Consider the following 26730-nt stretch of genomic DNA (forward strand, 5'->3'; position numbering starts at 1 on the left):
GTGACGAGTGGCATGTCGGGCTCCCTTTCCCCGAGTACGGTGTACGGCTTCCTCACTGTGGGCCGGCCGCCTTCCGGTTTGTTTGCGGTCGCCTTCCCGCACCGCTCGCCTAGGCTGGCCCCCATGCGTTTCGGGGTGCTGGGTCCGTTGGCGGTCTGGACGGACGGGGGCGCCGCAGTGCCGATTCCGGGGGCCAAGGTGCGGGCGCTGCTGGCCGACCTGCTGGTCACACCCGGCCAACCGGTCTCCGGCGATCGGCTGATCGACGACATCTGGACCGATGACCCGCCCGGCAATCCGGCGGGCACGCTGGCGGCGAAGGCCTCGCAACTGCGCAGGGCGCTGGAGGACGCCGAACCCGGCGGCCGGGACCTGGTGGTGTCCCCGCCGCCCGGGTATCGGCTGGCCGCCTCCGCCATCGACGCGCAGGAGTTCCGCGCCTTGGTGGCGTCGGCGCGGGCGACGACCGACACCGCCGAGCGGGTCCGGGCGCTCTGCGCGGCGCTCGCGCTCTGGCGCGGGCCCGCGTTCGCCGATTTCCGGGACGCGTCCTTCGCCCGGGCCGCCATCGCGCAGCTCGAAGAGCAGCGTTCGGTGGCGGTGGAGGAACTGGCGGAGGCGCGGCTGGCACTGGGCGAATACCGCGAGGTGGCAGGCGAACTCACCGGCTTCGTGACGGCGCATCCACTGCGCGAGCGGCTGCGCGCGGCCCACCTGCGCGCGTTGTACGGCGCGGGCAGGCAGGCCGAGGCACTGGACGGTTACGAGGACCTGCGCAGGCGCCTCGCCGACGAACTCGGCATCGACCCGAGCCCGGAGCTGGTGGCGCTGCAGCGCGCGATCCTGGCGCAGGACCTGCCGCTCGCCGCGCCCGCGCAGATCGTGGTCGCGCGGCGGCGCAGCTCCAACATCCCAGCGCAGCGCACCGAGTTGATCGGCCGCGACACCGACCTCGCGCAGCTGTGCGACGCCGTGCAGGACGCCAGGCTGGTCACGCTCACCGGGCCCGGCGGCGTTGGCAAGACGCGCTTGTCGCTCGCGGCCGCGGCGGCGCTGACCCGGCGATTCGGCCACGGCACCTGGCTGGTGGAACTGGCCGCGCTGCAACCGACCGCGGCCGACGGCGCGACGTTCCTCGCCGACGCCGTGGCCGGCGTGCTCGGCATCCACGCCGCCGACGGCGCCGACAGCACCGCCTCGTTGTGCGAAGCGCTGGCCGACCAGGAACTGCTGCTCGTCCTGGACAACTGCGAGCACGTGGTGGATCGCGCCGCCGAACTGGCCGAGATGCTGCTCGGCGCGGCCCCCCGGCTGCGCATCCTGGCCACCAGCCGGGAACCGCTGCGTCTGCCCGGCGAGGACATCGTCGCGCTGCAACCGCTGGATGTGCCCGCCCGGGAGGCGTCTTTCGACGAGATCGCCCGAGCGGGGGCGGTGCGGCTGTTCGTGTCCAGAGCGCGAGCGGCAGCCCGCGATTTCGCGCTCGACGCCGACACCGCGGCGCCGGTCGCGACGCTGTGCCGCAGGCTCGACGGCATCCCGCTCGCGCTGGAACTCGCCGCCACCCGCGTGCGCGCATTGGGCGTGCACGAGATCGTCGCCCGGCTCGACGACCGGTTCAAACTGCTGGCCACCGGGCATCGCGGCGTGCCGCCGCGCCAGCAGACGCTGGCGGCGATGATCGACTGGAGCTGGGGACTGCTGGACGCGACCGAGCAAACCGTGCTGCGCAGACTGGCGGTGCACACGGGCGGCTGCACCCTGGCGGCCGCGGAGGCGGTGTGCTCGGCGGGCGGCGAACCCGCGGTGGACGCCTCACTCGTCGCCGACGTCATCGCCAGGCTGGTCGACCGCTCGCTGGTGCACCGGGCGGGACGGCGTTACCGCCTGCTGGAATCGGTGGCCGCGTTCAGTCTCGACCGGCTGGCCGAGGCGGGCGAGTTCGACGCGGTGCATCTGGCCCACCATCGGTATCACCTGGCGCTGGCCGAGCGCGCCGAGCCGGAGCTGTACGGCGCCGACCAGCGCCGCTGGTTGCGCCGGCTGGACGACGACTCGGCCGAGCTGCGGGCGGCGCTGGACGGTTTCGTGCGCGCGGGCGACGCGGATCAGGCCCTGCGGCTGGTGAACGCGCTCGCCTGGTACTGGCAGTTGCGCGGCAGGCCGACCGAGGCTCGGCGCTGGCTGGAGGCGGCGCTCGCGCTCGGCGGCTCCCCGCGGCACCGGGCGCGGGCGCTGGCGTGGAGCGTCGGATTCGCTTTCCAGCAAGGCGATTTCGAGGATGGTTCCGCCAAGCGTGCGGCGGTGTTCGCGGTGTACGACATGGTCGACGATCCGGCCGGGCGGGCGCGCGCGGAACTCTTCCTCGGATTCTCCGCGCTGGATTCCGGTGACGTGCACGAGCTGGAAGCGCTCCTGCGCAAGGCGCTTCCGGTCTGCACGGAACTCGGCGACCGCTGGGGCGTGGCCTGCGGGCATGTGGCGCTGGCCAAGGCCGCCCACAATCGGGTCGATCTCCCGGCGCTGGAGCGGCACGCCCGCACCGCCGCACGGCTGTTCGCCGAGCTCGACGACCGCTGGGGCAGGCTCCAGGCCGCCGAATGGCTCGGCGGCCTGGCCGAACTCACCGGCGACCTGACCTCAGCCGCCGCCATCCACGCCGAAGCGCTCGGCTTGGCGCAGGAGCTGGAGCTGTGGGGGCAGGCGTGCACCCACCTGTGCTGGCTGGGCTGGATCGCCATGCAGCGCACCGACTTCGGCCGGGCGCAGGAGCTGGGCGAACAGGCCCAGCGCGTCGCGGCCGAGCACGGGTACGAAGCGGGCCGGTTGTTCGCCGCGCTCGTGCTCGCGTTCACCGCGCGGCGCGACGGGCGGTCCGAGACCGCCGAGCGGATCCTGCGCGAGCTGCTCGCCCTCCCCTTGGCCGCGGGCGAGGAGACTCCGCTGTTCCTGCCGATGCTGCAAGTCGAGCTGGGCTACATCCTCGAACAGCGCGGCGAGCCCGGCGCCGCTTTCGAGCTGTATCTGACCGCGTTCGACGGCGCGCAGCGCATCGGCGCACCCCGCGACACCGCCTTCGCGCTGGCCGCGCTGGCATCGGCGCTGACCGAGCTGTGCCAGCCGGAGATCGCGGCCCAGTTGCTCGGCGCCGCGGCGGCGGTGCGCGAGGCCAACGGCATCGCGCTGCTTCCGGCCGAGCGCCCCGATATAGACCGTCCGGCGACCCGCGCCGCGGCGGCGCTCGGCGAACGCGTGTTCGCCGAGCGTTATGCCGCGGGAACGCGGTCGGCTCCGGTCGCGGCGCGCGACCTGGCGGCCCGCGCGGTGCGCGTCAGCCGATGATCGCGTTCATGATCGTGCCCGCGCTCGTCGCCACCGCACCGCCTGCCATCGCGCTTGCGACCATCTTCGGCGACTGGAGACTGCCGCCGTTCCATTTCTCCCATGCGAACCTGCCCCCGCCGTAGGTGATCGCCGTGATGCCCGACAGCTGCACCAACCAGGTGAAGTAGCGGCCCATCTGCATCAACTTGTCCGCCAGCGGCGGCTCTTCGGCGGTCGGATTTTCGAATTGCTGCGCCATCACGGTGTCGTGCAGGGCGGCGAGAATCATGCTCACGTTCGTGCTCCTTTTTCGCATGCCGAGGTGATGCTGGAGACAATCCGAGAGAAAGAGCTGCGCTACCGAGGAGTTCGGCGCGCCACGGGCACTGCGACGGCCGCCGGTCCGGCGGTCCCGTGTCGTGGTCGTGTCCCGCGTTCCGGATGGTTGCCGGTGAACACGTGACAAGATCGATTAGACCGCACGCCACAGGTGTATTCCGCGCGACACACCGTGATCTGCATGATTCAACTCACAGCCGCGCGCCGTGCCCGACCACGCCGCGCCAACTACGATTTCACTAGGTGCAGGGACTGACATGATGTCGGTGCAGTGCGGCGCCGAACTTTCCGCTGATATCAGCGTGACCGCGGGGAGGGCACAATGCACACCGCTTTCTTGATTCCACTACTCATCACACTGGTGATCGTCACCGCGACGGCCGTCGTAGCCGGTTATGCCACCGTTGTCGCAGCCTATTGGTGTGAGCTGCGCGCCGCCCAAAGGCACGGCGGCCATCCGGACATTTCGCCACGCTGACTCTCGCCCGCGCGCGAACCCCGGCCCGTCGGTTGTCTCCCGCCGAACCCGGTGCACGCACAGAGGGTCACCGCCGGTCGGCCGCCGCCGAAAACGGACCATTCGGCCGAATCGCCGCTCATTGTGGACGCGTCACCCTATTCTTGACGCGTAATTCGCAGCGCGAGGGTCGCCTTCGGAGGCGACAGCGGTGCGGCGCCTCCCGCACCGGCGCCGCCCGGGAAGGGAGTCGCACATGCCGGACGGTCACGCGCGAGTGCGCGCCGGATCGTCGACCAAGCTCGACACAAGCCTCCCGCACGAGGCACGGGTCTACGACTACTGGCTCGGCGGCAAGGACAATTACCCCGCCGACCGCGCCCTCGGCGACACGGTCGCCATGCACATCCCCGGCATCCGCGACATGGCCCGCGCCAATCGCGCGTTCCTCGGCCGAGCCGTGCGGCACCTGGCCGGCGAGGCGGGCATCGATCAGTTCCTCGACATCGGCACCGGCCTCCCCACCGCGGGCAACACGCACGAGGTGGCCCAGCGCATCGCTCCGGCCGCGCGCGTGGTCTATGTCGACAATGATCCGCTCGTGCTCGCCCATGCCAGAGCGTTGACGGCGAGCACACCGCAGGGCAGGATCGCCTACCTCGACGCCGATCTGCGCGATCCGGGCGCCATCCTGGACGCGCCCGAGCTGGCCGACACCTTCGACCCGCACCGGCCCCTCGCGATCTTGCTGGTCGCGGTCATGATGTTCTTCCGCGACAGCGACGATCCGTACGGCGTGGTGAGGCGCCTGCTGGCGGCGGCCCCGTCCGGCAGCTACCTGGTGCTCACCCACTTCACCGGCGATTTCGACCCGCGCCCGATGGCGCGCGCGAGGGCCGCCGCCGAGCAGGCCGGCATCGCGTTCCAGCCGCGCAGCCGCGCGGAGACCGAATCCTTCTTCGCCGGAACGGAACTCGTCGAGCCGGGGATCGTTCCTGCCGACGCCTGGCGTCCGGACACCGATGCCGCCCCTGCCGCGGCGCGGTCGGCCTGGTATTGGGCCGGGGTCGGACGCAAACCCTGAGCGGCGTTTGAGCCACCGCCGTTCGGCAATCACGTCGGAGGAACCGGACGGCGAGGTGGTGCACATGGTCGACGACGTGGAGAAACGCTGGCGCGATCCGCGCGGGTTCCGGCGCGCCGCGACCTACGTCGTCTCGGTGCTCGCCACCGCCGCGCTGGTCTTCCTGCTGACCGTGCTGTGGGCCGCGCAGCGCGAATGCGTGGACCAGGACAAGCTGCTGTGCGACACCGCCGCGCAGCTCGCCGTGGTGCTCGGCCCCTCGGTGGTGCTGCTGATCGGCGGCATCGGCGCCTTCGTCGAAACCTACGTGCAGTGGCGCCGCGGACGGACCTGGCCCATCTGGCAGGGCGCGGGCTGGTTCCTGTTCGTGCTGATGCTGGCCTATCTCAGCATCGGCAGCGGCGCGCTGGCGGGCTGATCAGTCGGCGACCCGCACGACCAGCTTGCCGAAGTTGCGGCCCTCCAGCATGCCGATGAACGCCTCGGGGGCCGCGGCCAAGCCGGACACGACGTCCTCGAGATACCGCACGCGGCCGTCGGCGACCCACTCACCCATCTCGCGCAAGAAGTCCGGGTACAGCGCACGGACGAATTCGGACTGGATGAACCCGCGCACGGTGAGGCTCTTTGTAAGGATCCGGCCGTAGAAGCCCGGCAGCCGATCCGGGCCTTCCGAGGCGCCGGTGGCGTTGTAGTTGGCGATCAGTCCACAGACGGGCACGCGCGCGTAGGTGTTCAGCAGCGGGTACACCGCGTCGGCCACCGCGCCGCCGACATTCTCGAAATAGACGTCGATGCCGTCGGGGACCGCAGCCGCGAGTTGCTCGGCGAAATCGGGGGCGCGGTGGTCGAGTGCGACGTCGAAGCCGAGTTCGTTCAGGTAGGCCACCTTGCGCGGGCCGCCGGCGATGCCCACCGTCCGGGCGCCGCCGATCTTGGCGATCTGGCCGACGGCCGAACCGACCGGTCCGGTGGCCGCGGCGACCACCAGCGTCTCGCCGGGCCGGGGTTTGCCGATCTCGCGCAGTCCCGCGTAGGCGGTGAAGCCGGGCATGCCGAGCACGCCGAGGGCGGTGGAGACCGGAGCCTTCGCCGGATCGAGCTTGCGCAGCCCGCGCGCCGGGGCCACGTCATGGGACTGCCACCCCGAATAAGCCAGTACCACATCGCCTTTCGCCAACGAAGGGTCGCGGGATTCGAGCACTTCGGCCACGGTCGCGCCGACCATCACCGCGCCGACCTCGACCGGTTCGGCGTAGGACTCGGCCGCACTCATCCGGCCGCGCATGTACGGGTCGAGCGACAGATAGAGCGTGCGCAGCAGGACCTCGCCCTCGGCAGGAGCGGGGAGTTCCGCGGTCTCGGTCCGGAAATTCTCCGCCGTGGGCGCGCCCACCGGCCGGGAAGCAAGCACGATTCGTGTCGACTCGACCATGCGCCCACCCTAGCCGCAGGCTACCGCCCCCACCGGCCCGTGCCCGACCGTGTCCGGCGACCCGACTCGACTGTGATCAGTACCGAAGAGCCATCCAGGCGGTGATTCCGGACAATCCGGGGATCGCTGTCGTTCATCGGGGTCGGCCGACGAGCGGCCGAGCACGCGTCGCGCGAACAGCCGGGTCGGAGGCTCGGGCGTCGCCTGCCCGACGGCGGTCCTCGAAGAACCGGGGTGCGGGCGCAACTCAGATGCTGCTTCGCCCGCAGTCCCCCGACCACGGATCGCCCCGCGACCACCGAGCCACATGCCGCCGGCCAACTCTCCTCAGCCGATCTCCAGGCTCGCGGCCGACGCACCGGTGCCGCCCCGTGACCGTCGCAGCACACCGCAGCGGAGAGCGTCCCACCGTGGCGCGGAACGCGCCCTGCGCCGGTGGGTTCGGTGTGAGCGTCCGAGACATCGACTCGAGCGAGCGGAACATTGGCGTGGGCGCGAGGCGTTCGTAGCGTCGAGAGCATGACCTTGGAAGTCGGCATCATCCTGCCCACCTCGACCCCCGATCCCGCGCGACCCATCCTGGGCGACGTGCGCGCCGCCGCCCGCCTCGCCGAGCAGGGCGGCCTGGACTCGGTGTGGTCCACCGACCATCTCGCGGCCAGCGGGCCGATGCTGGACAGCACCGTCGTGCTGGCCACCGCGGCCGCCGTGACCGATCGCATCCGCATCGGCTACGGGGTGATGTTGCTGGCGTTGCGGCCGGCCGCATGGGCCGCCAAGCAGATCGCGACGCTGCAGTACGTCTCCGGTGACCGGCTGATCCTCGGGGTCGGCACCGGCAACCCGGTGCACGGGGATGCCGCGTGGCGTGCCGCGGGCGTGTCCTTCGCCGAGCGCGGCCGTCGCACCGACGAGGCGCTGCGCGTGCTGCCCGACCTGGTCGCGGGGCGGCCGACCGTGCTCCCGGACGGCACCGAGATCACCTTGGCACCCGGTGCGACCATGCCACCGGTGCTCGTCGCGGGCGACGCCGAAGCGGCGCGCCGCCGCGCCGCCGCCTATGCCGAGGGCTGGGTCGCCATCGGACTCGAGCCGCGCCGGGTCGGCGCGCACGTGACCGAATTGGCCGCGCTGGCCGAGGAATACGACCGCCCGCCGCTCACCGTGACGGTCGTCGCGCCGACGCTGGCGACCGATCCCGGCCGTGCGGCCGAGCAGCTGAACGCCTACGCGGAGGCGGGCGCGGCACGCGTCGTACTCGCCGTCTCCGGCCCGCAGTGGCAGGCCGGCTACGAGTTCGCCGCGAAGATCAAGGCGCAGCTGTGACGTCGCGGTCTCATCCGGAGCACAACAACCCCAGCCCGAGACCGAGCAGCACGGCCGCGATCACCGAATCCAGCACGCGCCACGCGCGCGGGCGGGCGAACAGCGGGCCGAGCAGACGCGCGCCGAAACCGAGCGCGGTGAACCACAGCACGCTGGCCAGCATCGCTCCCGCGCCGAGGAACCAGCGATCCGGGCTCGCGTAGGTGCCGGCGAAGGAGCCGAGCAACACCACGGTGTCCAGGTAGACGTGCGGGTTGAGCCAGGTCAGCGCCAGGGCGGTGACCACCGTCGCGCCGAGCGCCGCGGTGGTCCGCCCGGATCCGGCGCTCAGCGCGGCGGAGCCGAACGCCCGCCGTGCCGCCAGCGCCGCGTAGCCGATGAGGAACGCCGCCCCGGCGTAGCGCGCCGCAACGAGCACCCCGGGAGCCGCCTGGACGACCACGCCGAATCCGCCGATCCCCGCCGCGATCAGCACGATGTCCGACACCGCGCACACCGTGACCACCGCGAGCACGTGCCTGCCGCTGATCCCTTGCCGCAGGACGAACACGTTCTGCGCGCCGATCGCCACGATCAGCGACAGGCCGAAGCCCAAACCGGACGCGGTCGCCACCACCGCCGAGGAAACGCTCACGTCCAGCGACGCTAAGGCCGCGGCTCATCCCCAGGCAAGCTAAAGATTCTAACCTATCATTAGGATGCCTTAATATGGATCTCCAGCTCGATCAGCTTCGCGCACTCGACGCCGTGATCACCGAGGGGACCTTCGACGCCGCCGCGCGGCGGCTGAGCGTCACACCGTCGGCGATCAGCCAGCGGATCAAGGCGCTGGAGGACGCCGCGGGCCGGATTCTCGTGCAGCGAACGAAACCGGTGCGCGCCACCGAATCCGGGCTGGCCGTACTCCGATTGGCCAGGCAGATCCAATTGCTCACCGGCGACACCGCGCGCGAACTCGGCGGCGAACCCTCCGACGGCCCCATCCGGGTGCCGATCGCGATCAACGCCGACTCACTGGAGACCTGGGTGCTGCCCGCCCTCGCCCGCGCACCGCACGGCGTGTGCTTCGAGATCCACCGGGAGGACGAGGAACACACCACGCGCCTGCTGCGCGACGGCACCGTGATGGCGGCGATCACCTCGACCGCACAGCCGGTGCAGGGCTGCAAGGCCGAACGGCTCGGGGCGATCCGCTACCGGCCGATGGCGAGCCCGGATTTCGCCGCCACCTGGTTCGCCGACGGCGCGACCGCGAAGTCCTACGCCGCGGCTCCGGTCGTGCTGTTCGACCGCAAGGACGACCTGCAGGATCGCCTCCTGCGCAGGCGAAGTCGCAAACCCCTTGATCCGCCGCGCCACTATGTGCCGTCCTCCACGGCGTTCGCCGCGGCGGTCCGGCTCGGGCTCGGCTGGGGCATGCTTCCCGACCTGCAGACCCGCGAGGACCGAGCCGACGGCCGCTTGGTCTCGATCGCTCCCGGCGCGGTCATCGATGTCCCGCTGTACTGGCAGCAGTGGCGTCTGGACTCCCCCGCTCTCGGTGCGGTCGCCGCCACCATCGCCGCGGAGGCGGCGCACGTCCTGCGCTGACTGCGCACGACTTGCCCTGCCCGGCACCATCTTCCGTTCGTGACACCGCCGGGCCGAGAGTGCGAGCACCACGCCCCGGCGGCGCCGTATCCGAGAAGGCGCTCCCGTGGGCACGGCAGCACCGCCAGTTTGTTCGGAGCGAGGGACGAGTTGGATGGCCGCACCACCCCACCGCACGACACCAGGCCATTCGAGTACCCCGTATCGCTCCGCATCGCGTTCCGGCGAGGTACTTTGATCTCCGCACGCCGACCGAAAGCAGCTTCAGCTCCATCCCGCACCCACCCGAGATGCACAGGAGTTCCCTTTGGCACGGCACCGTCGCCCGAACCGCTCGCGCGCCCGCGGGGCGCTCGCCATAGTCGCCGCGTTCGGCATCCTGCTCGCCGGCATCGCACCCGATACGGCGGCGCGTCCGATCGGCCCCTACGACGTCGGCGGGGCGATCGAAGTCGAGTACGACCAGGCGGGTGGGCCCGCGTTCTTCGGCGACCCGGTCACGCCGGAGGACTCCACCGCCCGCGGTGGCCGCTATCAGGCGTTCGAGCGCGGCTCGTCCATCTATTGGCACCCCGACACCGGCGCCCATCAAGTCGGTGGCGCCATCCGCGACAAGTGGGGGAACCTGGGTTACGAGGGCGGAGCGCTCGGCTATCCCGTGGCGCGCGAAGCGGCGACACCGTCGAAGCCGGGGAGCTACAGCGTGTTCCAGAACGGTTCGATCTACTGGTCGATCGGCACCGCCGCGCATCAGATCGGCGGCGTGATCCGCGACAAGTGGGGCGCCTACGGCTGGGAGAGCAGTCCGCTCGGGTTCCCCATCACGGACGAATCCGCCGCCCGCGCGGGCAACGGCCGCTACAACTTGTTCGGCGGCGGGGCGATCTATTGGGCACCGCGCACCGGCGCCCATGTCGTCTGGGGGTCCATCCGGGAGACCTGGGAGGCCGCGGCGGGTGAGGCGGGCCGGTACGGCTACCCCACCAGCGACGAGTACGACTTCGAGAACGGGAAAGCCCAGGACTTCGAGGGCGGCCGCATCACCTGGACGCCCTAGTCGATCGCCTCGACCGCTGCGCGGGCATCGCGGCTCCGGACCGGAGCATCTGCATCGGAGAAAAGGAAGGCCATTCGATCCGGATTGTGCCGATGCCGTGAACTCTCGGCAATCCGGACATCGGAGCGATCCGCGGCGGCTCCGCCGGCGGCCCCAACTCGCGTTGGGGCCGCCGCGGCCGAACCAGCCAGTGCCCGAGTCGATCCTCAGACCCCGACCTCGACAGGGATACTGCCACATCACGACGGCCGCGTCGCATCGGTGATCGTCCATCGGTACGTACATGCGCGCGTGCATGTGCATGAGCGCCACCGGCATCGAAATCCTCGAAAATCGAGGTGAACGCGGAGAGACGGATAACGAATGAGCATCATGCAGCCGGTCGCGATATGAAACTGTTATATCTTCGCCGCGTGTTTCGCCGAGTTCGGTTCGACGACAATGCTTTTCACCGCCCGAAACGTGGATTCGGTTCGAGGCCTTCACCCCTCACCGCGCAGCAGCCGAATCAGGCCGACCGGCCGGCTCCCGAGCGCTCCCACGCCGAACCCCCATCGACAGGGCGCCACGACGGTCCTCCCGTCGCGAAGGACTCGCTCGGCAAACTCCCCGCAGGCGCGACCGCGCCCCGCCCCCGAGCAGGGCTGCCCCGCTCGGCGGGGACGCTTGAAGTCCTACTCGCCCGAGCGCGTCTCGGTGAGCAGCTCGCGTAGGAAACGCACGCTGTCGGCGGGAGACAGCGCCTCCACGCTGATCCGGTTCATGACCGACATATACAGCTCCACATCGCGCTGCTTGTCGAAATACAAGGAGCTGGTGAGCTGCTCGGTGTAGACGATGTCGGGCAGCTCGGGCTCCGGGAAACGCAGAATGCTGAACGGGCCGCCCGCCGCGGAGTGCCCGCCCGCCGCGTACGGCAGCACCTGGATCCGGATGGTGGGACGGTCGGCCATCTCGACCAGATGCTCGATCTGCTCGCGCAGCACCTCCGCGCCGCCGACCGGCCTGCGTAGCGCGTTCTCGTCGATGACCGCCCAGAGTGTGGGCGCGGCGGCCCGGTAGAGGATCTGCTGGCGGCGCATGCGGATGGCGACGCGGCGTTCGGTCTCGTCGATGTTGCCCAGCTGGATCACCGCGCGCGCGTAGTCGGCGGTCTGCAACAGGCCGGGGACGAACTGCGCTTCATAGGTCCGGATCGTGGTCGCGGCCTGTTCGAGGCCGATGTAGGTCTCGAACCACGCCGGGAGCAGATCGCTGTAGTGCTGCCACCACCCCGGGTCGTTGGCCCGCCGAGCCAGTTCGAAGTACGTTTCGCGTTCAGCGGGGTCGACAACGCCGTAGAGGCTCAGCAGGTCCTGCAGATCGCGTTCCTTGAACCCGGTGCGGCCCAGTTCCAGGCGGCTGATCTTGGCGTGCGAGCCGCGGATCGCGTCGCCCGCGGCCTCCCTGCTGATCCCGCATCCCTCGCGCAGCTGACGCAACCGGCTGCCGAGCGCGATCCGCAGAACAGTCGGACCACGTTCTGCCGCAGGGAATTCGGCGTTGTCACCACTGTCCTCGTCGTTGGTCATGCTTGCCTCCGGTCGATCGGGGGTTAGACCGCGGGGCGTAGTGCCTCCACCATCACTGCTGTCGGAACGTCGGCTGAAGATCCTACTCGGCCGGGTCCAGCGACCGTCCCCGGCGCGAACGCGTGGCGCGGATCGCGCGCGCACGCGAGTAATCACAAGAGCGCCAAGGCGATATCGAAGCCGGATTCCCGCGCGCGCCCGGGCGGCCGTGCGTAGAGTCGCCCCCGACGGTGGCCACGCGAAGGAGGAGCGCCATGTCGTCGGCCGAGGGATCGACCCGCTCAGCGGGTGCGGCCCCGACGGCACCCGCATCGCACGGGTGCGCGGCCCCTCGGCGGGACGGAACGGCAGGCGTATCGGCGCCCGAGGCCCGTCACCACCGCGAAGTCCTGACATCTGTGCCGGAAGGAGCCGGGAATCGAACCGTCCTCGTCCACGCCCGTCGAGGCGGGTGGTCGCCCGGACGGGCGCCGCACCGGCCACGGCGCGTCCCGAGTCACCGCAGACGACCGATGAGTACCGACCGGTTCCCATGCTCGATGCCGGTCGGCAGGACGGCCATCGGTTCCCGAAATCACCACCGGCCGAACGCATCCGCACGGATTGCTCGCCGATTCGGCGGTCCCTAGGCTGGTGAGCCAGGCGACGGAATCCAGAGAGAGGTCTCCATGTCCGATCCCACTCCCCAGACCGGTGTCCGCGCGCCGGTAGGCGTGGACACGACCCGCGCGAGCATCGCCCGCGTCTACGACGCCACCCTCGGTGGCAAGGACAACTACGAAGTCGACCGGTTCGTGCGCGACAAGGTCGCCGAAGTCGCGCCGCGGCAGAGCGATGTGGCCCGGATGAACCGCCGCTGGCTGCACCGCGTGGTGCGCTATCTGGCCGGCGCCGTCGGCATCGACCAATTCCTCGACATCGGCGCAGGCCTGCCGACCGTCGGCAACACACACGAGATCGCCCAACAGCAGAATCCCACGGCACGTGTGGTGTACGTCGACAACGATCCGGTGTGCAACATCCACGGCCGGGTGCTGCTCGAGCGCAACGAGTTCACGCATTTCGTACCCGCCGATCTGACCGCGCCGGAAACCCTGCTGGAGCATTCCGAGGTCACCCAGCACCTCGACCTCACCCGCCCGCTGGCGCTGATCCTGTGCGGCATACTGCATCACGTCGACGACGAGCTCGATCCGGCGGGGATCATGCGCCGCTACATCGACGCGCTGCCCGCGGGCTCCTACGTCGCGATCACGCATTTCTACGATCCCGCCGACGGCGGCGAGGCGCACGAGATGGCCATCGAGCTGCAACGGCGTTTCACCGAAATGGGCCTCGGCTCGGGCTGGTACCGCACCCGGGAGCAGATCGCCTCGTATTTCGGCGATCTGGAACTGATCGAGCCCGGTCTGGTCGAGCTCGACGACTGGTGGCCGATGGGTCCGGCGCTGCGGCCGCGGCTGACCGAGGAACGTCTGCTGCTCGGCGGTGTCGGCTACAAGTCCGGATCGTCGAACGGTGTGGTGACCCCGCTGCGCCGCCGGGCGACCAAGGACGACCTATCGGACCCCGAATCACTCGGTTGAAAGGTAACTCTCGCAATGACCTACGACGACCTGAACGGACCGGATCTCAGCGCTGACCGGTGGCGTTTCCTGGAAGTGCCGCTGGGCCCGGAGCAGACGTGGCGCTACGCGGACCCGGCCGCTCGCACCGAGGTCGGCGCGGGCGCCGTATCGGTCCGGATCGACGCCTTCACCCGATCCCACGCCGAGGTCCAGATCCTGGACAACCCGAAACATCTGCTGGTGTCGACCGAAACGTTCGACCTCACCGGCGGACCGCGGACCTTCGCGGTGGAGATGGCTTCGGAGAACATCGGCGCCACCGGCGAGGACTACCGCGACGGCTTCGCCGCGTTCAACGTCCTCGACATGAGCACCGCGCAGGTCTTCGACCTCATCGCGACCAGCAGGCACGCGTACGCCATCCACGAACGGCTGTTCGTGCCGGGGGTCGTCCCCGCGGCGGAGGCGTTCACCCACGTGGTGCACGCGCCGCTGGCCGGGATCGACATCAAGCCCGGCGAGTTCCACCGCTACGCCGTCACCATCGACCGCGCCGCGGGCACCGCGGGCTGGCACGTCGACGACGTCCCGGTGTACACCACGCGCGCGCCGCAGCTGCCGGAGTCCGTCCAGATCGGTTTCGGCATCATCACCCTGCATCCGATCGAAGACGGGCGCAGCACGTCGCTGCGCGGGCAGGGTCTGCACGCGTCGTGGCGCGACTTCACCGTGGCGTGACCGAACCGGCCCAGCGCCACGGAAAAGAATGGCGCCCAGCCGCACTCGACTGGGCGCCATCGTCTCCACCGCCGGTCCGGCGGCGGCTTCCACCGATCAGACGCTTTCCTTGCGGGGCCATTCGACACCGCGCGGGCGGGCGTACTCGTCCGCCGTCGCGTCTTCCCCGTTCATGTCGTACTCGTAGTCGTACTCGTCCGACTCCGTGCGACGGCGCGGGTCCCACACCATCGCGACGGCCGACACGGCCAGCAGTGCCACGACAATGGCCGCGATGACAACATAGAGCACGTCTTCCATCCTCCTGAGGTAAACAGAACAGCACGCAGCCGTGCCGGATACTCAACGCGCACAGCTTGTTTCACGCCGCTGGCATAGTAAGCCGCGCCGCCGGGAACCGGACATTCCGACGGTGGTTACCGGCCGGTCGCCACCGGACGGCCGCTCTCACCGATTCACGGAAACGCCCCCGCGAATCTTCAGCGTCGCTTAGGCTCGTCATCGTCCCGGTGGCTCCGGGACGTCCGGCGCGGCACCGGCACGCCCAAGCCTGCCGCGATCGCTGGTGGTAGCGGTGGGGTTCACCCGAATCGATGAACCTCGCCGTCCTCCATTTCCGATGAAATCCGAGGGACATTCAGCGGGAATCACCCACTCTGGGCATCCTTCGAGCTACCGTGAGCGGTCATGGACGACATCGAACTGCAGCCACCGACCGTCGCCTCCGCCAAGCAGACCGGCCTGGTCCTGGACATCGCCGCGCTCGACATCCACAACCCGCTCGCCCGGCCCGGCGAGACCACCTATCCCTACGTTCGCTGCACCGATCACCGGGTTCTGCGGCTACCCGAGCCGTTGCACCGGTGGGCCACCGAAACCATCGCCCTCAACCACAGCAAGCACGCCACCGGCGCGCTGCCCCTGTTCCCCGGACAGGTCGAATTCGGCATCCTCGACGGCACCATGTACGCCGAAGTCCTCTGACCCGCGAGAGCCCGGCGGACCCGGCCGGGCTCATTCCGATCGCCGGTGCGACCGGATCGCCGAGACCTCGGGGCGACACGGCGGCCCTGCCACGGACCGCCTGACGAAAAGACCTCGTGGACGCCGGGTGCGGGTAGGCGTGTGGCGCACGTCGCGGGCGCACGACACACTGGAGCCCGTGAATCGCATGTCAACCCGACGACGCCGCCGCGGATCGGACGGCCTGCCGTGACCGATCTCGCCCGCGGTGAGAACCGCCCCGCGCCCGGCGACCGGCTGACGGTGACCGTCACCTGCTCGGCTCCCGTCGACGTATCGGCGCTGCTGCTGAACTCGGCGGGGCGCGTGCGCTCCGACGCCGATTTCGTCTTCTTCAATCAACCGGTCGCCCCTGGCGTCACCTACCGGCACGGTCAGGGCGCGGGCGACGTGGTGGACATCCAGACCGGCGCGCTACCCGCCGACGTGGACCGCGTCGTGGTCACCGCGAGCCTGGACGGCAGCGGTCCGCCCACCTTCGCCGCCGCGGGTTCGCTGCGCGCGACCATCGCGTCCTCGTCGGGCACGCTCGCCTTCCCGATGACCGGGTTGAGCACCGAGACCGCCGTGGTGTGCGTGGAGATCTACCGCCGGGCAGGCGGATGGAAGGTGCGTGCGGTCGGCCAGGGATACGACAACGGCCTGGCCGGAATCGCGACGGCGTTCGGTGTGAACATCGATGACGAACCGGCCCCGCCGCCTTCGGCGCCCGCTCCCCCACCGGCGCATCAACCCGCGCCGCCCCCGGCGTATCAACCTGCCCCACCTCCGGCATACCAGCCTCCGCCCCCGCCCGCCTATCCACCGCAACCGGCCTATTCCGCGCCGGCCGCCGCGGTGCCGCCACCACCGATGCCATCACCTCAGCAAGGAGCGCTGCCGATGCAGAGCGAACTGTTCGCCCCCAGCCACGCCGAAGTCACCGGCGCGGGTATCCAGAAGCAGGGCGGCAAGATGATCAAGGTGGCCGTCAACGGCGAGGTGATGGCTCGGGCCGGATCGATGGTCGCCTATCAGGGCGATCTGCATTTCCAGGCGCTCGGCGCGGGCGGGATCGGCCGGGCGATCCAGCAGCGGCTGACCGGTGAGGGCGTCCCGCTGATGAAGGTGTCCGGGCGCGGCGACCTGTTCGTGGCCAACGGCGCCGCCGACGTGCACACCATCGACCTGGACGGCACCGACGGCCTCACCATCAACGGCGCCAACGTGCTCGCCTTCGATTCCGGCCTGCGCTACGACATCCGGATGGTGCAGGGCGCCGCCGGGTTCGCCAGCAACGCCGGGTTGTTCAACTGTGTCTTCACCGGCCGTGGCCGCATCGCCATCACCACGCACGGCACGCCCGTCGTGCTCAACGTCGACCAGCCGACCTACGCCGATCCGCAAGCGGCGGTGGCGTGGTCGTCGAGCCTGCAGACGGGCATCAAACGCAACGACTCGTTCGGGCTGGGCAGGCTGATGGGCCGCAGCACCGGCGAGGGGATGACGCTGTCGTTCTCCGGACGCGGCTTCGTCATCGTGCAGCCGTCGGAGCTGCCGCCGGGCGGTTTCGTCGGCGGTACCGGTGGCGGGCAGGAAGCCGGCCAGAGCGGCGGCGTGCTGGGCGGCCTGTTCGGCTGACGCGGGCGCTCAAGCCCGCAGCGACACCAGTTCCACGACGGTGATGTCCGACGGTGCGCCGACCCGCACCGGCGGACCCCAGGCTCCGGCGCCCCTGGACACGTACAGCTGGGTGTCGCCGTACCGCTCCAGCCCGGCGACGGTGGGATTCGCCAGGCCGGCGAGGTAATTGCCGGGCCAGAGCTGGCCGCCGTGGGTGTGGCCGGACAGCTGCAGATCGACGCCGTGCGCCACCGCGTCCTCGATCAGCACGGGCTGATGCGCCAGCAGCACGGCGGCGCGCGTGCGGTCGCGGTCGCCGAGCGCCTTGCCGAAATCGGGGCCGTGCCCGGTTCGTTCGCCTTGCACGTCGTTCACGCCCGCCAGGTCGAAGCCGGGCAGCTCGGTGCGTGCGTTCGCGAGCAGGTGCATGCCGAGTTCCTGGACATGCTCCACCCACTGCTCGGCGCCGGAGAAGTACTCGTGGTTGCCGGTCACGAAGAACGCGCCGTGCCGGGCCCGCAGCCCGGCCAGTGGCTCCACGGCCGAACGGAGATGCTCGACGCTGCCGTCCACCAGGTCACCGACGACCGCGATGAGGTCGGGCCGGGTGTCGTTGACGGTGCGCACCACGCGTTCGGCGAAGCCACGGCCCAGGATCGGGCCGAGATGCACATCGCTGACCACCGCGATGCGAAACCCGTCCGCTCGGCGCGGCAACTTCGCCAACGGCACGGCCACCCGCTTGACACTCGGTCCGTTCAGCACGCCATGGGCGCCGATGCCGACGGTGGTCGCGGCGGCGGCGACAGCGGCGGCACCCATCACCCGCGCGACGAAGACACGGCGCGGTACCCGAGGCGCCGTGGAATCGGCAGCAGTGGCCGGGTCCGATAAGGATTCCGGCGCGGACTCGATTCCGGCCGAGGATTCCGGCGCGGACACCGTCCCAGCCACAGATTCCGACGCGGACCCGGCTCGCACCGACGATTCCAGTGCGGACACCGTCCCAGCCACGGATTCCGACGCGGACCCAGCTGGCACCGACGACTCCGCCGCAGACACCGTCCCAGCCCAGGACCCCGGCACGGACACAGTTTCAGTTGGAGATCCCCGCCCAGACTCGGTTCGCACCGACGATTCCGGCGCAGACACAGTTGCAGCCGAAGACTCCGGCGCGGACACGGTTCCAGCCAAGGGCCCCGGCACGGGCGCGGTTTCAGTTGGGGATTCCGGCCCGGACTCGGTTCGCACCGATGATTCCGGCGCAGAGACAGTTGCCACCGAAGACTCCGGCTCAGACCCGGGTTCCGCCGAGAACTCCCGCCCGGGACGAGCTCTCACCACGGAGTCCAGTGCAGAATCGACCCCTACCGGCGACCCCGATGTCGGCCCGACTTCCGTCGGAGACTCGGATCCCTCTGCCGCCCGGCCCCGGTCGAGCCGGCGCAGCGCCAAGGCTCGGATCGGCTCGCCGACCGCCAGCGCCAGCAGCAGGTACAGGAACAGGGCCCCCCACAGGTAGCCGGGCCAGGCGATGATCCGGATCAGCGTGAACGGAGCGGACACCAGCTCCGCCACGGTCGTGCCCAGCAGCAGCAACGGCCCGGTCAGCACGATGGCGGTGCCGACGCGTCGTGCGCGCGATGTCGCTGTGGTCGTGTCCCGCACGAGCCGCCGCCATATGTACCAGTGGGCGCCGACCACCGTGAGCACGACGACACCGACGAGAACGAGCACGGCGACACCGACCAGAACAGTTTTCACGACCACGACGGCACTCTCTGTGAACATTCGGCTTGCGCGGCATCAACTTACGGCACGGCGCGAACCACGCGGGGCCGCCGACTTCCCTGCGCCGGTTATCCCGTCCGTTCCAGCACGCCGCGCAGAAACGCCGCTTGGCCCGCGTGCTGCAGATCGTCCGAGATCACGCTGACCAGCCGCACCCCCAGCGTCACCGGCGGATCCCACCGGGTGTCGACGATACGGTCCAGATCGCCGTCGGCGAGATCGCGGACGTAGCGCAGCGTCTGCTCGTGCACCGCGTCGTAGTACCCCGTGAGCAACTCCGCGGGCGCTCGCACCACGGCCACGTCGGCGGGCCGGTCACCGTAACCGGTCGCGCCCTTGTCGATCGGCAGACCGAAGCGGTCGTACCAGCCTCGAGCCGTCCAAACCTGCTCGACACCGGCCACATCGGCGATGTGGTCGTCCTGCACGCGGGTCAGATGCCAGATCAGCCATGCGATCGAGTTGGCGCCCGCATCGATGCGCTGAGCGAGGATGTCCTCGTCGAGTCCGTCCACCGCTTCGTGCACCACCTCCCTGATCCGTTCGAAGCCGTCGGTCAGTACGTCGGCGCTGGTCGCCATCAGTCGACTCCTCTCGAAGTGTCCGCTGTCCCGACCGTACCGAGCGGAACCGCCCGGCACGACCGACAGGCGGGCCACGAATTCTCGCACGATCGAACCACATTGAGTGTGCCGTTGTTCAACGGTACGATGCATGGTGGTGAGGTTGGGTCGATGACCTTTCGAGTCGGTCACCGACCGGAGGAACACATACCGAAGTGAGGAAGTACCGATGATCAACGACGTCGAGATCGGACACGTCCGGCGAGCGTTCGTCCGCGTGGCGATGGTCGCCGCGCTCGCGCTGACCCCCGTCGCGGCGGTCGCCGCACCCGCGATCGCCGCACCCGCCGTGGCGCAGCCGACCGTCGCGCAGACGAGTCAGGCCGAAGAGATCCACGGCGGCTGGCATCGCCATGGCGGGTGGGGCCGCGGCGGCTACGGCGGGTGGGGTGGCTACGGCGGCTGGGGCGGCTACGGTTACTGGGGTAGCCCGTTCGGCTACTGGGGTAGCCCCTTCGCCCCCTGGCCCGGCATCGCGTGGCTGCTGCCCGGCACCGGAAGCGCTTTCTGAGTAGGAACAACCCCGCACAGTCGGCCAGATGATCCGGCCGCGCGCTCCCGTAGGGCACCGCGAGCGCGCGGCCGATCGCTGCCGCCGCTGCGAAACGATCGCCCATTTCCGGCGACGCTCTCGGCACCGACGCACACTCCACCATCCGGCACGAGCACCGCGACCTCGCGGTGACCGTCGACTCGCGAGCCGCGCCGATGCATCCGGCGATCCGACCGACCGCAAGCCGCGTTTCGGACCCGGAGGCACCCGGTCCAGCATCCTGGCAGCGCACCGCCGTTCGTGGCGACTTCAACAGTCGCGAGACCAGCGCGTTTCGAATAATTTTCGAGTCGTTCGATCGAATTATGCGTCGCGGCAATGCATTAGCACACATATGGCAATCAGCCGACTCCATCGGCGAAACAAGCACTGACTCCGCATATTTCATGTCCATATCCGTCGCGGGCACCGCACGGATTTTTCCGTGGAATTCGCAGAACGATTGCTTCGGGAAACCGCTGCGGCCAGAATGGGTGGGGCCGAGAACCGGCATCTTGGGGATCCGTCGGCACTCGTGGCCGACACGACTAAGTGGGGAAATACGATGAGAGTCAACAGATTCGCCGCAACCGCCCTGCTCGCGGTCGGTGCCACCGGAATAGCGACGGGCGTCGCGCACGCCCAGCCGGCGGCGCCAGCGCAGGTCGGCGTGCACGGTGTCGAGCAGGGCATCGGTTTCACCTCCGCTCCCGCCGCCGACGGAACGGGGGTGGTCACCACCCTCGACGCGGGCAGCTTCGCGTTGACGGCCGACGCCAGGGCGGTCGAGCTGCGCAGCGAAACGGGACAGGTCGTCGCGACCCTGCCCCTGGCATTCCAGGCCTCCGGCGCCACCCACGGGCTGGCGCCCGCGATCAGCGACGCGGGCCGCACCCTCACGGTGACGCCGGTGGGCTCACCCGCCACCACCGAGCGCCTCAACCAGTTCGTCGGTGAGGACGAGACGCTCGCCCGCAAGCAGTACAACGCGGGGATCGGCGCTCTCATCGGCGCGGGGATCGGCGCGGTGATCGGCTTCTTCCTCGGCGGGGTCGGCGCGCTGGTCACCATCCCGATCGGCGCGGGCATCGGTGCGCTGATCGGTTTCTCCACGCCGTAATCGGCCGGTCCGGTGTGCGGGCGTCGCAGGACGACCGCACACCGATCGCCGGTCGGGCCGCCGGGGTTCCCCGGGCGTGCGCTCTCGCAACGCTCGCCGAGGGAGTCGCGGCGATCCGACCGTCGTCCAGCCCCGTGGACCGCGAGCCGAAACGAAATGCCCCGGCGGCGCGCTGGGGCATGATGGGATGGCACGAAGACGATCGGAGCGAAGACACAGGATCGGCCGAGATGGCACAGCGCAGTTCCCTCTCGCAGCGGCGCGCTGCACTGGAACAAGAGTGGTCCCGATGGATACCCGCCGGGACGCCGCAGGGTGATTCCGCACTGCGCAGCGAGGTGGCGCAATCGTGGCTGCGGTCGCTGCGCACCGTCGATCCGGCGTGCGAGCACGCGCCGCTCGCCGAAGCGGACGTCACCGCCCGGTGGGCCGAATCTCCGCTGCGCACACCGGTGTCCGAGCTCACCGATCAGCTGCGCGACATCACCGAGGGCGCGGGCTACGTCGCCGCGATCACCGACGAGACCGGCACCATCCTGTGGTCGCACGGCGGCCCGGTGATGCGCCGCCGCGCCGAACAGGTGAACTTCGCGCCGGGTGGTCGATGGGACGAGGCGCACATGGGCACGAACGCGCTGTCGCTGGCGCTGCGCACCGAACAGCCGCACACCGTGTTCTCCGCCGAACACCTGGTCGCCGCCCTGCACGGCTGGGTCTGCTACTGCGCACCCATCCGCGCGGCGGACGGTCGCCAGCTCGGCGTGCTCGACCTGTCCACCACCTGGGACCGCGCCCACCCGCTGGCCATGTCCACCGCTCGTACCCTGGTCACCGCCATCGAGACCAAGTTGCACCATCGGATGGCCGCGCCAGGGGTCCGGCTGACCTGCCTCGGCGCCGCCCGCCTGATCCGGGACGGCGCGCCCGTGCGGCTGCGCCCCCGCCACCTGGAGATCCTGACGCTGCTGGCGCTCGAGCCCGAGGGTTTCACCCACGAACGCCTGCACTTCGCGGTGTACGGCGACCGGCCGGTCGGCGCGAGCACGCTCAAATCGGAGATGTCCTACCTGCGGCGCGCCACCGGCGGCGACATCACCAGCCGCGTCTATCAGTTGGTGAGCCCACTGTCCTGCGATGCCGTGGACGTGCTGGCCGCGCTCGAGGCGGGCGACACCGCTACCGCGGTCGAGTTGTATCGCGGTCCCCTGCTGCCGGACTCGGACACGCCGGGCATCGTGCAGTGGCGCGAGTATCTGGAAGTCGGCGTGCGCACCGCCGTGCTGTCCAGTGGAAACGTCGAGCACGCGCTGCGCTACGGCGAGCGCGCGCCGCACGACGTCGAGATCCACGAACACGCGCTGCGCCTGCTTCCCCCGGGCGACGGCCGTCGCGCCCTCGCGGCCGCCCGGCTGCACGGCGCGCTGCGCGACTGAGCTCGCGCGCCTCAACGTTTCGTCAACCCTCGCGCGGCATAGTGACCCGCATCACGTCCGCAACCAGCGAGGAGTCACCCGCCATGAGCTACGCGAAGCCGGGAACCGAAGGCAGCGTGGTCGAATTCGCCACACGCTACGACAACTTCATCGGCGGTGAGTGGACCGCCCCGGTGGACGGCCGCTACTTCGAGAATCCCTCCCCGGTGGACGGCCAGACGTTCTGCGAGGTCGCGCGGTCCTCGGCCGCCGACATCGAACTGGCCCTCGACGCCGCGCACCGGGCGGCCGACGCGTGGGGCGCGACGTCGACCACCGAACGAGCCAACATCCTCAACAAGATCGCCGACCGGATCGAGGACAACCTCGAGGCGCTGGCGGTGGCCGAAACGTGGGAGAACGGCAAGCCGGTGCGCGAGACGCTGGCCGCCGACCTGCCGCTTGCGGTCGATCACTTCCGCTACTTCGCCGGAGCGGTCCGCGCCCAGGAAGGCGGGATCAGCGAGATCGACGCCGATACCATCGCCTACCACTTCCACGAGCCGCTCGGCGTCGTCGGGCAGATCATCCCGTGGAACTTCCCGATCCTCATGGCCGCATGGAAGCTCGCGCCCGCGCTGGCGGCGGGCAACGCGGTGGTGCTCAAGCCCGCCGAGCAGACCCCGGCCTCCATCCTGAAGGTCGTCGAACTGATCGCCGATCTGCTGCCGCCGGGAGTCCTGAACGTGGTCAACGGCTTCGGCGTCGAAGCGGGCAAGCCACTGGCGTCCAGCCCGCGGGTGGCCAAGGTGGCCTTCACCGGTGAGACCACCACGGGCAGGCTGATCATGCAGTATGCCAGCGAGAACATCATCCCGGTCACCCTCGAGCTGGGCGGCAAGAGTCCCAACATCTTCTTGCCCGACGTCATGGCCGCCGATGACGCCTTCCTGGACAAGGCCGTGGAGGGCTTCGTGATGTTCGCGCTCAATCAGGGCGAGGTGTGCACCTGTCCGTCCCGCGCGCTGATCCACTCCTCGATCTATGACGAGTTCATCGCCCGGTGCGTCGAACGCACCAAGGCCATCGTCAGCGGCAACCCGCTGGACGAGGCCACCATGATCGGCGCGCAGGCCAGCAACGACCAGTTCGAGAAGATCCTGTCCTACATCGACATCGGCCGCCAGGAAGGCGCCGAGGTGCTCACCGGCGGCGGCCCGCGCAAGGTGGACGAGTTCCCCGGCGGCTTCTACGTCGAGCCGACGATCTTCTCCGGCCGCAACGACATGCGGATCTTCCAGGAGGAGATCTTCGGGCCGGTGGTGTCGGTGACCACGTTCGACTCCGTCGACGAGGCGCTGAAGATCGCCAACGACACCCTCTACGGCTTGGGCGCTGGCGTGTGGACCCGCGACATCAACGCCGCCTACCGCCTGGGCCGCCAGATCAAGGCAGGCCGGGTGTGGACCAACTGCTACCACGCCTACCCCGCGCACGCGGCCTTCGGCGGCTACAAGAAGTCCGGCATCGGACGCGAGAACCACCGGATGATGCTCGACCACTACCAGCAGACCAAGAACCTGCTGGTCAGCTACTCGCCGGACAAGCTCGGATTCTTCTGATGCCCGGTCCGGTCCACCGCGTCGAGTTCACCGCGCCCGCGGAGGCGCTGCTGCGGCGACTGATCGAACAGCACGGTCCGGTGATGTTCCATCAGTCCGGCGGCTGTTGCGACGGCAGCTCGCCGATGTGCTATCCGCGCGGCGAGTTCCGGGTCGGCGGGTCGGACGTGCTGCTCGGGTATCCGGCGGCGGACACCCCGTTCTGGATGAGCGCCGATCAGTACGAGTACTGGCGGCACACCCATCTCACCGTCGACGTGGTGCCGGGACGCGGCAGCGGGTTCTCCCTGGAGGCTCCCGAAGGCGTGCGTTTCCTGATCCGCTCGCGCTTGCTCACCGACGAGGAGCTCGCGGTCCTCGAAGCCGAGCCGCCGCTGACCGGGGCGGATCTGCCGCACTGATCCGTAGTGTGGGCTGCTCACCGGACCACCGGTGAGCAGCCCTTTCCTGTCCCGAGGACGAAATAAAGCCCATGCGGGAATAGTCGGGAAGCGGATACGGTCGTTGGAGGTGGTTAGACAGGCGAACGAGAGGGGCCGCGGGTGGCGACCGAGACGGCGACGGTGTCCGTGGGATTTCGATCCGAGCGCGGCGCGATTCTCGGGTCGCTGATGCTGGCGACCGCGTTGGTCGCGCTCGACTCGACGGTCATCGCCACAGCGGTGCTCACCATCACCGGCAGTCTCGGCGGCTTCGCGCAGTTCCCCTGGTTGTTCTCCATCTATCTCCTGGCCCAGGCGGTGACGGTGCCGATCTACGGCAAGCTCGCCGACACCGTTGGCCGCAAACCGGTGATCCTGTTCGGCATTGCGATGTTCGCCTTGGGTTCGCTGCTGTGCGGCGTCGCGACCAGCATGCTGGGGTTGATCGTCTTCCGCGCCGTGCAGGGCATCGGCGCGGGTGCGATCCAGCCGATGACGATGACGATCGCGGGCGACTTGTACACGCTGTCAGAGCGCGCCAAGGTCCAGGGCTATCTGGCCAGCGTGTGGGCCATGTCCAGTGTGGCGGGCCCGCTGCTGGGCGGTCTGTTCGCCGAGTACGTCAGCTGGCGCTGGATCTTCCTGATCAATCTTCCGCTCTCCGCGCTCGCCGGATGGATGCTGGTGCGCAACTTCGCCGAGAGCGCTCCCCGGCAGCGGCAGAGCGTGGACTACCTGGGCGCGGCGCTGCTGACCCTCGGCGCGGGAGCGTTGATCCTCGGCCTACTCGAAGGCGGTCAGGCCTGGGCCTGGTCGTCTCCGGCGAGCATCGGGATCTTCGTGGGCGGCGCGGTCGTGCTCATCCTGTTCGGACTGGTGGAACGCGCTGCGCGCAATCCGATCCTGCCGCTGTGGGTGTTCACCCGGCGCGTGGTGATCGCGAGCAGTTTGGCGTCGGTGCTGGTGGGGGCCGTCGTGCTGGGCGCGACGTCCTATGTCCCCACCTTCACCCAGGGCGTGCTCGGCACCGGGGCGCTGGTCGCGGGCCTCACCGTCGGCGCGCTGACGCTCGGATGGCCGCTGGCCGCATCGCAAGCCGGAAAGGTGTACTTGCGCTTCGGCTTTCGCGCCACCGCCCTGATCGGCAGCGGATTGGCCGCGCTCGGCGCCACCAGCACGCTGTTCATCACGCAGCACTCGGCACTGTGGCAGGTCGCCGCGTCCTGCTTCGTGATCGGCACCGGGATGGGACTGGTCGCGACCCCGACCTTGATCGCCGCGCAGACCAGCGCCGAATGGACCGAGCGTGGTGTGGTCACCTCGGCCAACATGTTCGCGCGCTCGATCGGCAGTGCGGTGGGCGTCGCGGTGTTCGGCGCGATCGTCAATTCGCGTGTCGGGCACACCGATCACCCGGAGCCTGCCGCACTGGCCTCGGCGGTGCATCTGGTCTTCGTCACGATCACGGCGATGGCCGTCGTCATGCTCGTCGCCTCGGCCATGATGCCCCGGCGTTCGGCCAGCGCCTGACCGGTCGCGGCGGCCCAGGGCTGGGTAGCGTCCGTCCCCGGCGATACTGTCGGTCGGTGAACTCCAGTGCGCGCTCGACAGCCTGCGGGAGCATGCGGCACAGCCCGCGAGGCAGCGGGTTTTCCGGAAGCCTTCGGCACCGGCCGTGACGCGAGCTGGGCTTTCCAACCGAGCGAGAATGTGGAGGTCGCAGTGGCGCAGGCCGTATGCGTGATAATCGGGGTGTTCTTCCTGGGTATGGGTGTCTACGCGCTCGCCGCGCCCGCCGCTCTGATCCGGCCCTTCGGTATCCGGCTCACCGAACCGAGCGCGCGCTATGAGGTGCGCGCCGTCTACGGCGGCTTCGGACTGGCGATGGCGGCCGTGCTCGCGGTGGCCGCCGTCGACCTCGCCGCGCTGCGCGGCGGGATCATGGTCGCGGTCGGCGCGGCACTGGCCGGCATGGCCATGGGCCGGGTGGTGTCGGCCGTGCTCGACGAGCGAACGGCCTTCTATCCCACCTGGTTCTACGCCGCGGTGGAGACGATCGGGGCCGCCGCGCTCTTCCTCGCCGCCTAGCGCAAA

At 69.9% G+C, this 26730-nt stretch carries 25 protein-coding genes; 18 read left to right on the plus strand and 7 right to left on the minus strand.

All coding sequences use genetic code 11. The annotated features are described in order from the left end of the window. Positions 1-123 precede the first annotated feature (123 nt). Positions 124-3342 (plus strand): AfsR/SARP family transcriptional regulator, encoded by a 3219-nt coding sequence (locus U3653_RS21455; RefSeq protein WP_195081698.1) that lies wholly within the window; start codon positions 124-126, stop codon positions 3340-3342. Here the strand turns inward: U3653_RS21455 and U3653_RS21460 are convergent. Then, complete coding sequence (locus U3653_RS21460) at positions 3332-3613, minus strand: hypothetical protein (RefSeq protein ID WP_195081697.1); 282 nt, start codon at positions 3611-3613, stop codon at positions 3332-3334. The genes U3653_RS21455 and U3653_RS21460 overlap by 11 nt on opposite strands. 372 nt (positions 3614-3985) lie before the next feature. Between U3653_RS21460 and U3653_RS21465 the strand changes: the two genes are divergently transcribed. The 3 genes from U3653_RS21465 (at position 3986) to U3653_RS21475 (ending at position 5622) form a co-directional block, all read left to right on the plus strand. Further along, complete coding sequence (locus tag U3653_RS21465) at positions 3986-4141, plus strand: hypothetical protein (RefSeq protein ID WP_195081696.1); 156 nt, start codon at positions 3986-3988, stop codon at positions 4139-4141. A 235-nt stretch (positions 4142-4376) separates the two neighbouring features. After that, positions 4377-5204: an SAM-dependent methyltransferase gene (locus U3653_RS21470; RefSeq protein ID WP_195081695.1), complete on the plus strand. Its 828-nt coding sequence runs from the start codon at positions 4377-4379 to the stop codon at positions 5202-5204. Positions 5205-5268: 64 nt separating this feature from the next. Further along, entirely contained in the window at positions 5269-5622 is a 354-nt protein-coding gene (locus tag U3653_RS21475) for a hypothetical protein (RefSeq protein WP_195046122.1), read from the plus strand. Here the strand turns inward: U3653_RS21475 and curA are convergent, their stop codons facing one another. Further along, a complete protein-coding gene (gene curA / locus U3653_RS21480; protein WP_195081694.1) occupies positions 5623-6639 on the minus strand; it encodes an NADPH-dependent curcumin/dihydrocurcumin reductase in 1017 nt (338 codons plus the stop codon). It lies immediately after the preceding gene. A gap of 519 nt (positions 6640-7158) precedes the next feature. On the opposite strand from curA, the gene U3653_RS21485 reads away from it, so the two are divergent. Further along, on the plus strand, positions 7159-7965 hold the full coding sequence (locus U3653_RS21485; RefSeq protein ID WP_195081693.1) for an LLM class flavin-dependent oxidoreductase: 807 nt from the start codon (positions 7159-7161) through the stop codon (positions 7963-7965). A 10-nt stretch (positions 7966-7975) separates the two neighbouring features. On the opposite strand, the gene U3653_RS21490 is transcribed toward U3653_RS21485, so the two are convergent. Further along, a complete protein-coding gene (locus tag U3653_RS21490; protein WP_323124316.1) occupies positions 7976-8599 on the minus strand; it encodes a LysE/ArgO family amino acid transporter in 624 nt (207 codons plus the stop codon). A 74-nt stretch (positions 8600-8673) separates the two neighbouring features. Between U3653_RS21490 and U3653_RS21495 the strand changes: the two genes are divergently transcribed. Together U3653_RS21495 and U3653_RS21500 are read left to right on the plus strand one after the other, a co-directional pair. Beyond that, on the plus strand, positions 8674-9555 hold the full coding sequence (locus U3653_RS21495; protein WP_195081692.1) for a LysR family transcriptional regulator ArgP: 882 nt from the start codon (positions 8674-8676) through the stop codon (positions 9553-9555). Between the two features lie 307 nt (positions 9556-9862). Then, positions 9863-10612 (plus strand): LGFP repeat-containing protein, encoded by a 750-nt coding sequence (locus U3653_RS21500; RefSeq protein ID WP_397070947.1) that lies wholly within the window; start codon positions 9863-9865, stop codon positions 10610-10612. Positions 10613-11286: 674 nt separating this feature from the next. On the opposite strand, the gene U3653_RS21505 is transcribed toward U3653_RS21500, so the two are convergent. After that, positions 11287-12183 (minus strand): Sco1979 family transcriptional regulator, encoded by an 897-nt coding sequence (locus U3653_RS21505; RefSeq protein WP_195081691.1) that lies wholly within the window; start codon positions 12181-12183, stop codon positions 11287-11289. A 668-nt stretch (positions 12184-12851) separates the two neighbouring features. On the opposite strand from U3653_RS21505, the gene U3653_RS21510 reads away from it, so the two are divergent. Next, positions 12852-13769, plus strand: coding sequence for an SAM-dependent methyltransferase (locus tag U3653_RS21510; protein WP_195081690.1), 918 nt, complete (start codon positions 12852-12854; stop codon positions 13767-13769). 15 nt (positions 13770-13784) lie between these two features. Further along, positions 13785-14489, plus strand: coding sequence for a DUF6081 family protein (locus U3653_RS21515; RefSeq protein ID WP_195081689.1), 705 nt, complete (start codon positions 13785-13787; stop codon positions 14487-14489). Positions 14490-14585: 96 nt separating this feature from the next. Here U3653_RS21515 and U3653_RS21520 read toward each other — a convergent pair whose 3' ends face one another. Beyond that, entirely contained in the window at positions 14586-14780 is a 195-nt protein-coding gene (locus tag U3653_RS21520; protein ID WP_195081688.1) for a hypothetical protein, read from the minus strand. A 396-nt stretch (positions 14781-15176) separates the two neighbouring features. Between U3653_RS21520 and U3653_RS21525 the strand changes: the two genes are divergently transcribed. Together U3653_RS21525 and U3653_RS21530 are read left to right on the plus strand one after the other, a co-directional pair. Then, the gene (locus U3653_RS21525) at positions 15177-15473 is read left to right on the plus strand and encodes a hypothetical protein (protein ID WP_067806823.1); all 297 of its coding nucleotides are present in this window, start codon (positions 15177-15179) and stop codon (positions 15471-15473) included. A gap of 228 nt (positions 15474-15701) precedes the next feature. Continuing rightward, a complete protein-coding gene (locus tag U3653_RS21530) occupies positions 15702-17132 on the plus strand; it encodes an AIM24 family protein (RefSeq protein WP_195081687.1) in 1431 nt (476 codons plus the stop codon). Between the two features lie 9 nt (positions 17133-17141). Here the strand turns inward: U3653_RS21530 and U3653_RS21535 are convergent, their stop codons facing one another. Beyond that, on the minus strand, positions 17142-17936 hold the full coding sequence (locus tag U3653_RS21535) for a metallophosphoesterase (protein WP_323124315.1): 795 nt from the start codon (positions 17934-17936) through the stop codon (positions 17142-17144). A gap of 1037 nt (positions 17937-18973) precedes the next feature. After that, positions 18974-19486 carry a mycothiol transferase gene (locus tag U3653_RS21540; protein WP_195081685.1) on the minus strand — a complete coding sequence of 171 codons (513 nt, stop codon included), beginning with the start codon at positions 19484-19486 and terminating at the stop codon, positions 18974-18976. A gap of 211 nt (positions 19487-19697) precedes the next feature. Between U3653_RS21540 and U3653_RS21545 the strand changes: the two genes are divergently transcribed. The 7 genes from U3653_RS21545 to U3653_RS21575 all read left to right on the plus strand — a co-directional run bounded on the left by U3653_RS21545 (position 19698) and on the right by U3653_RS21575 (position 26724). Next, the gene (locus U3653_RS21545) at positions 19698-20039 is read left to right on the plus strand and encodes a hypothetical protein (protein ID WP_195081684.1); all 342 of its coding nucleotides are present in this window, start codon (positions 19698-19700) and stop codon (positions 20037-20039) included. A gap of 586 nt (positions 20040-20625) precedes the next feature. Beyond that, entirely contained in the window at positions 20626-21180 is a 555-nt protein-coding gene (locus tag U3653_RS21550) for a DUF8020 domain-containing protein (protein WP_195081683.1), read from the plus strand. Positions 21181-21410: 230 nt separating this feature from the next. Further along, positions 21411-22613, plus strand: coding sequence for a helix-turn-helix domain-containing protein (locus tag U3653_RS21555; RefSeq protein WP_195081682.1), 1203 nt, complete (start codon positions 21411-21413; stop codon positions 22611-22613). A gap of 83 nt (positions 22614-22696) precedes the next feature. Beyond that, positions 22697-24214, plus strand: coding sequence for an aldehyde dehydrogenase (gene adh, locus U3653_RS21560; protein WP_195081681.1), 1518 nt, complete (start codon positions 22697-22699; stop codon positions 24212-24214). Then, positions 24214-24615 (plus strand): DUF779 domain-containing protein, encoded by a 402-nt coding sequence (locus U3653_RS21565; RefSeq protein ID WP_195081680.1) that lies wholly within the window; start codon positions 24214-24216, stop codon positions 24613-24615. The genes adh and U3653_RS21565 overlap by 1 nt, the downstream gene beginning before the upstream one ends. A 141-nt stretch (positions 24616-24756) precedes the next feature. Then, positions 24757-26166: an MFS transporter gene (locus tag U3653_RS21570; protein WP_195081679.1), complete on the plus strand. Its 1410-nt coding sequence runs from the start codon at positions 24757-24759 to the stop codon at positions 26164-26166. A gap of 192 nt (positions 26167-26358) precedes the next feature. Continuing rightward, positions 26359-26724 (plus strand): DUF4345 family protein, encoded by a 366-nt coding sequence (locus U3653_RS21575; RefSeq protein ID WP_195081678.1) that lies wholly within the window; start codon positions 26359-26361, stop codon positions 26722-26724. Positions 26725-26730: the final 6 nt, after the last annotated feature.

The organism is Nocardia implantans (assembly GCF_035544775.1).
Taxonomy (GTDB): Bacteria; Actinomycetota; Actinomycetes; order Mycobacteriales; family Mycobacteriaceae; genus Nocardia; species Nocardia implantans.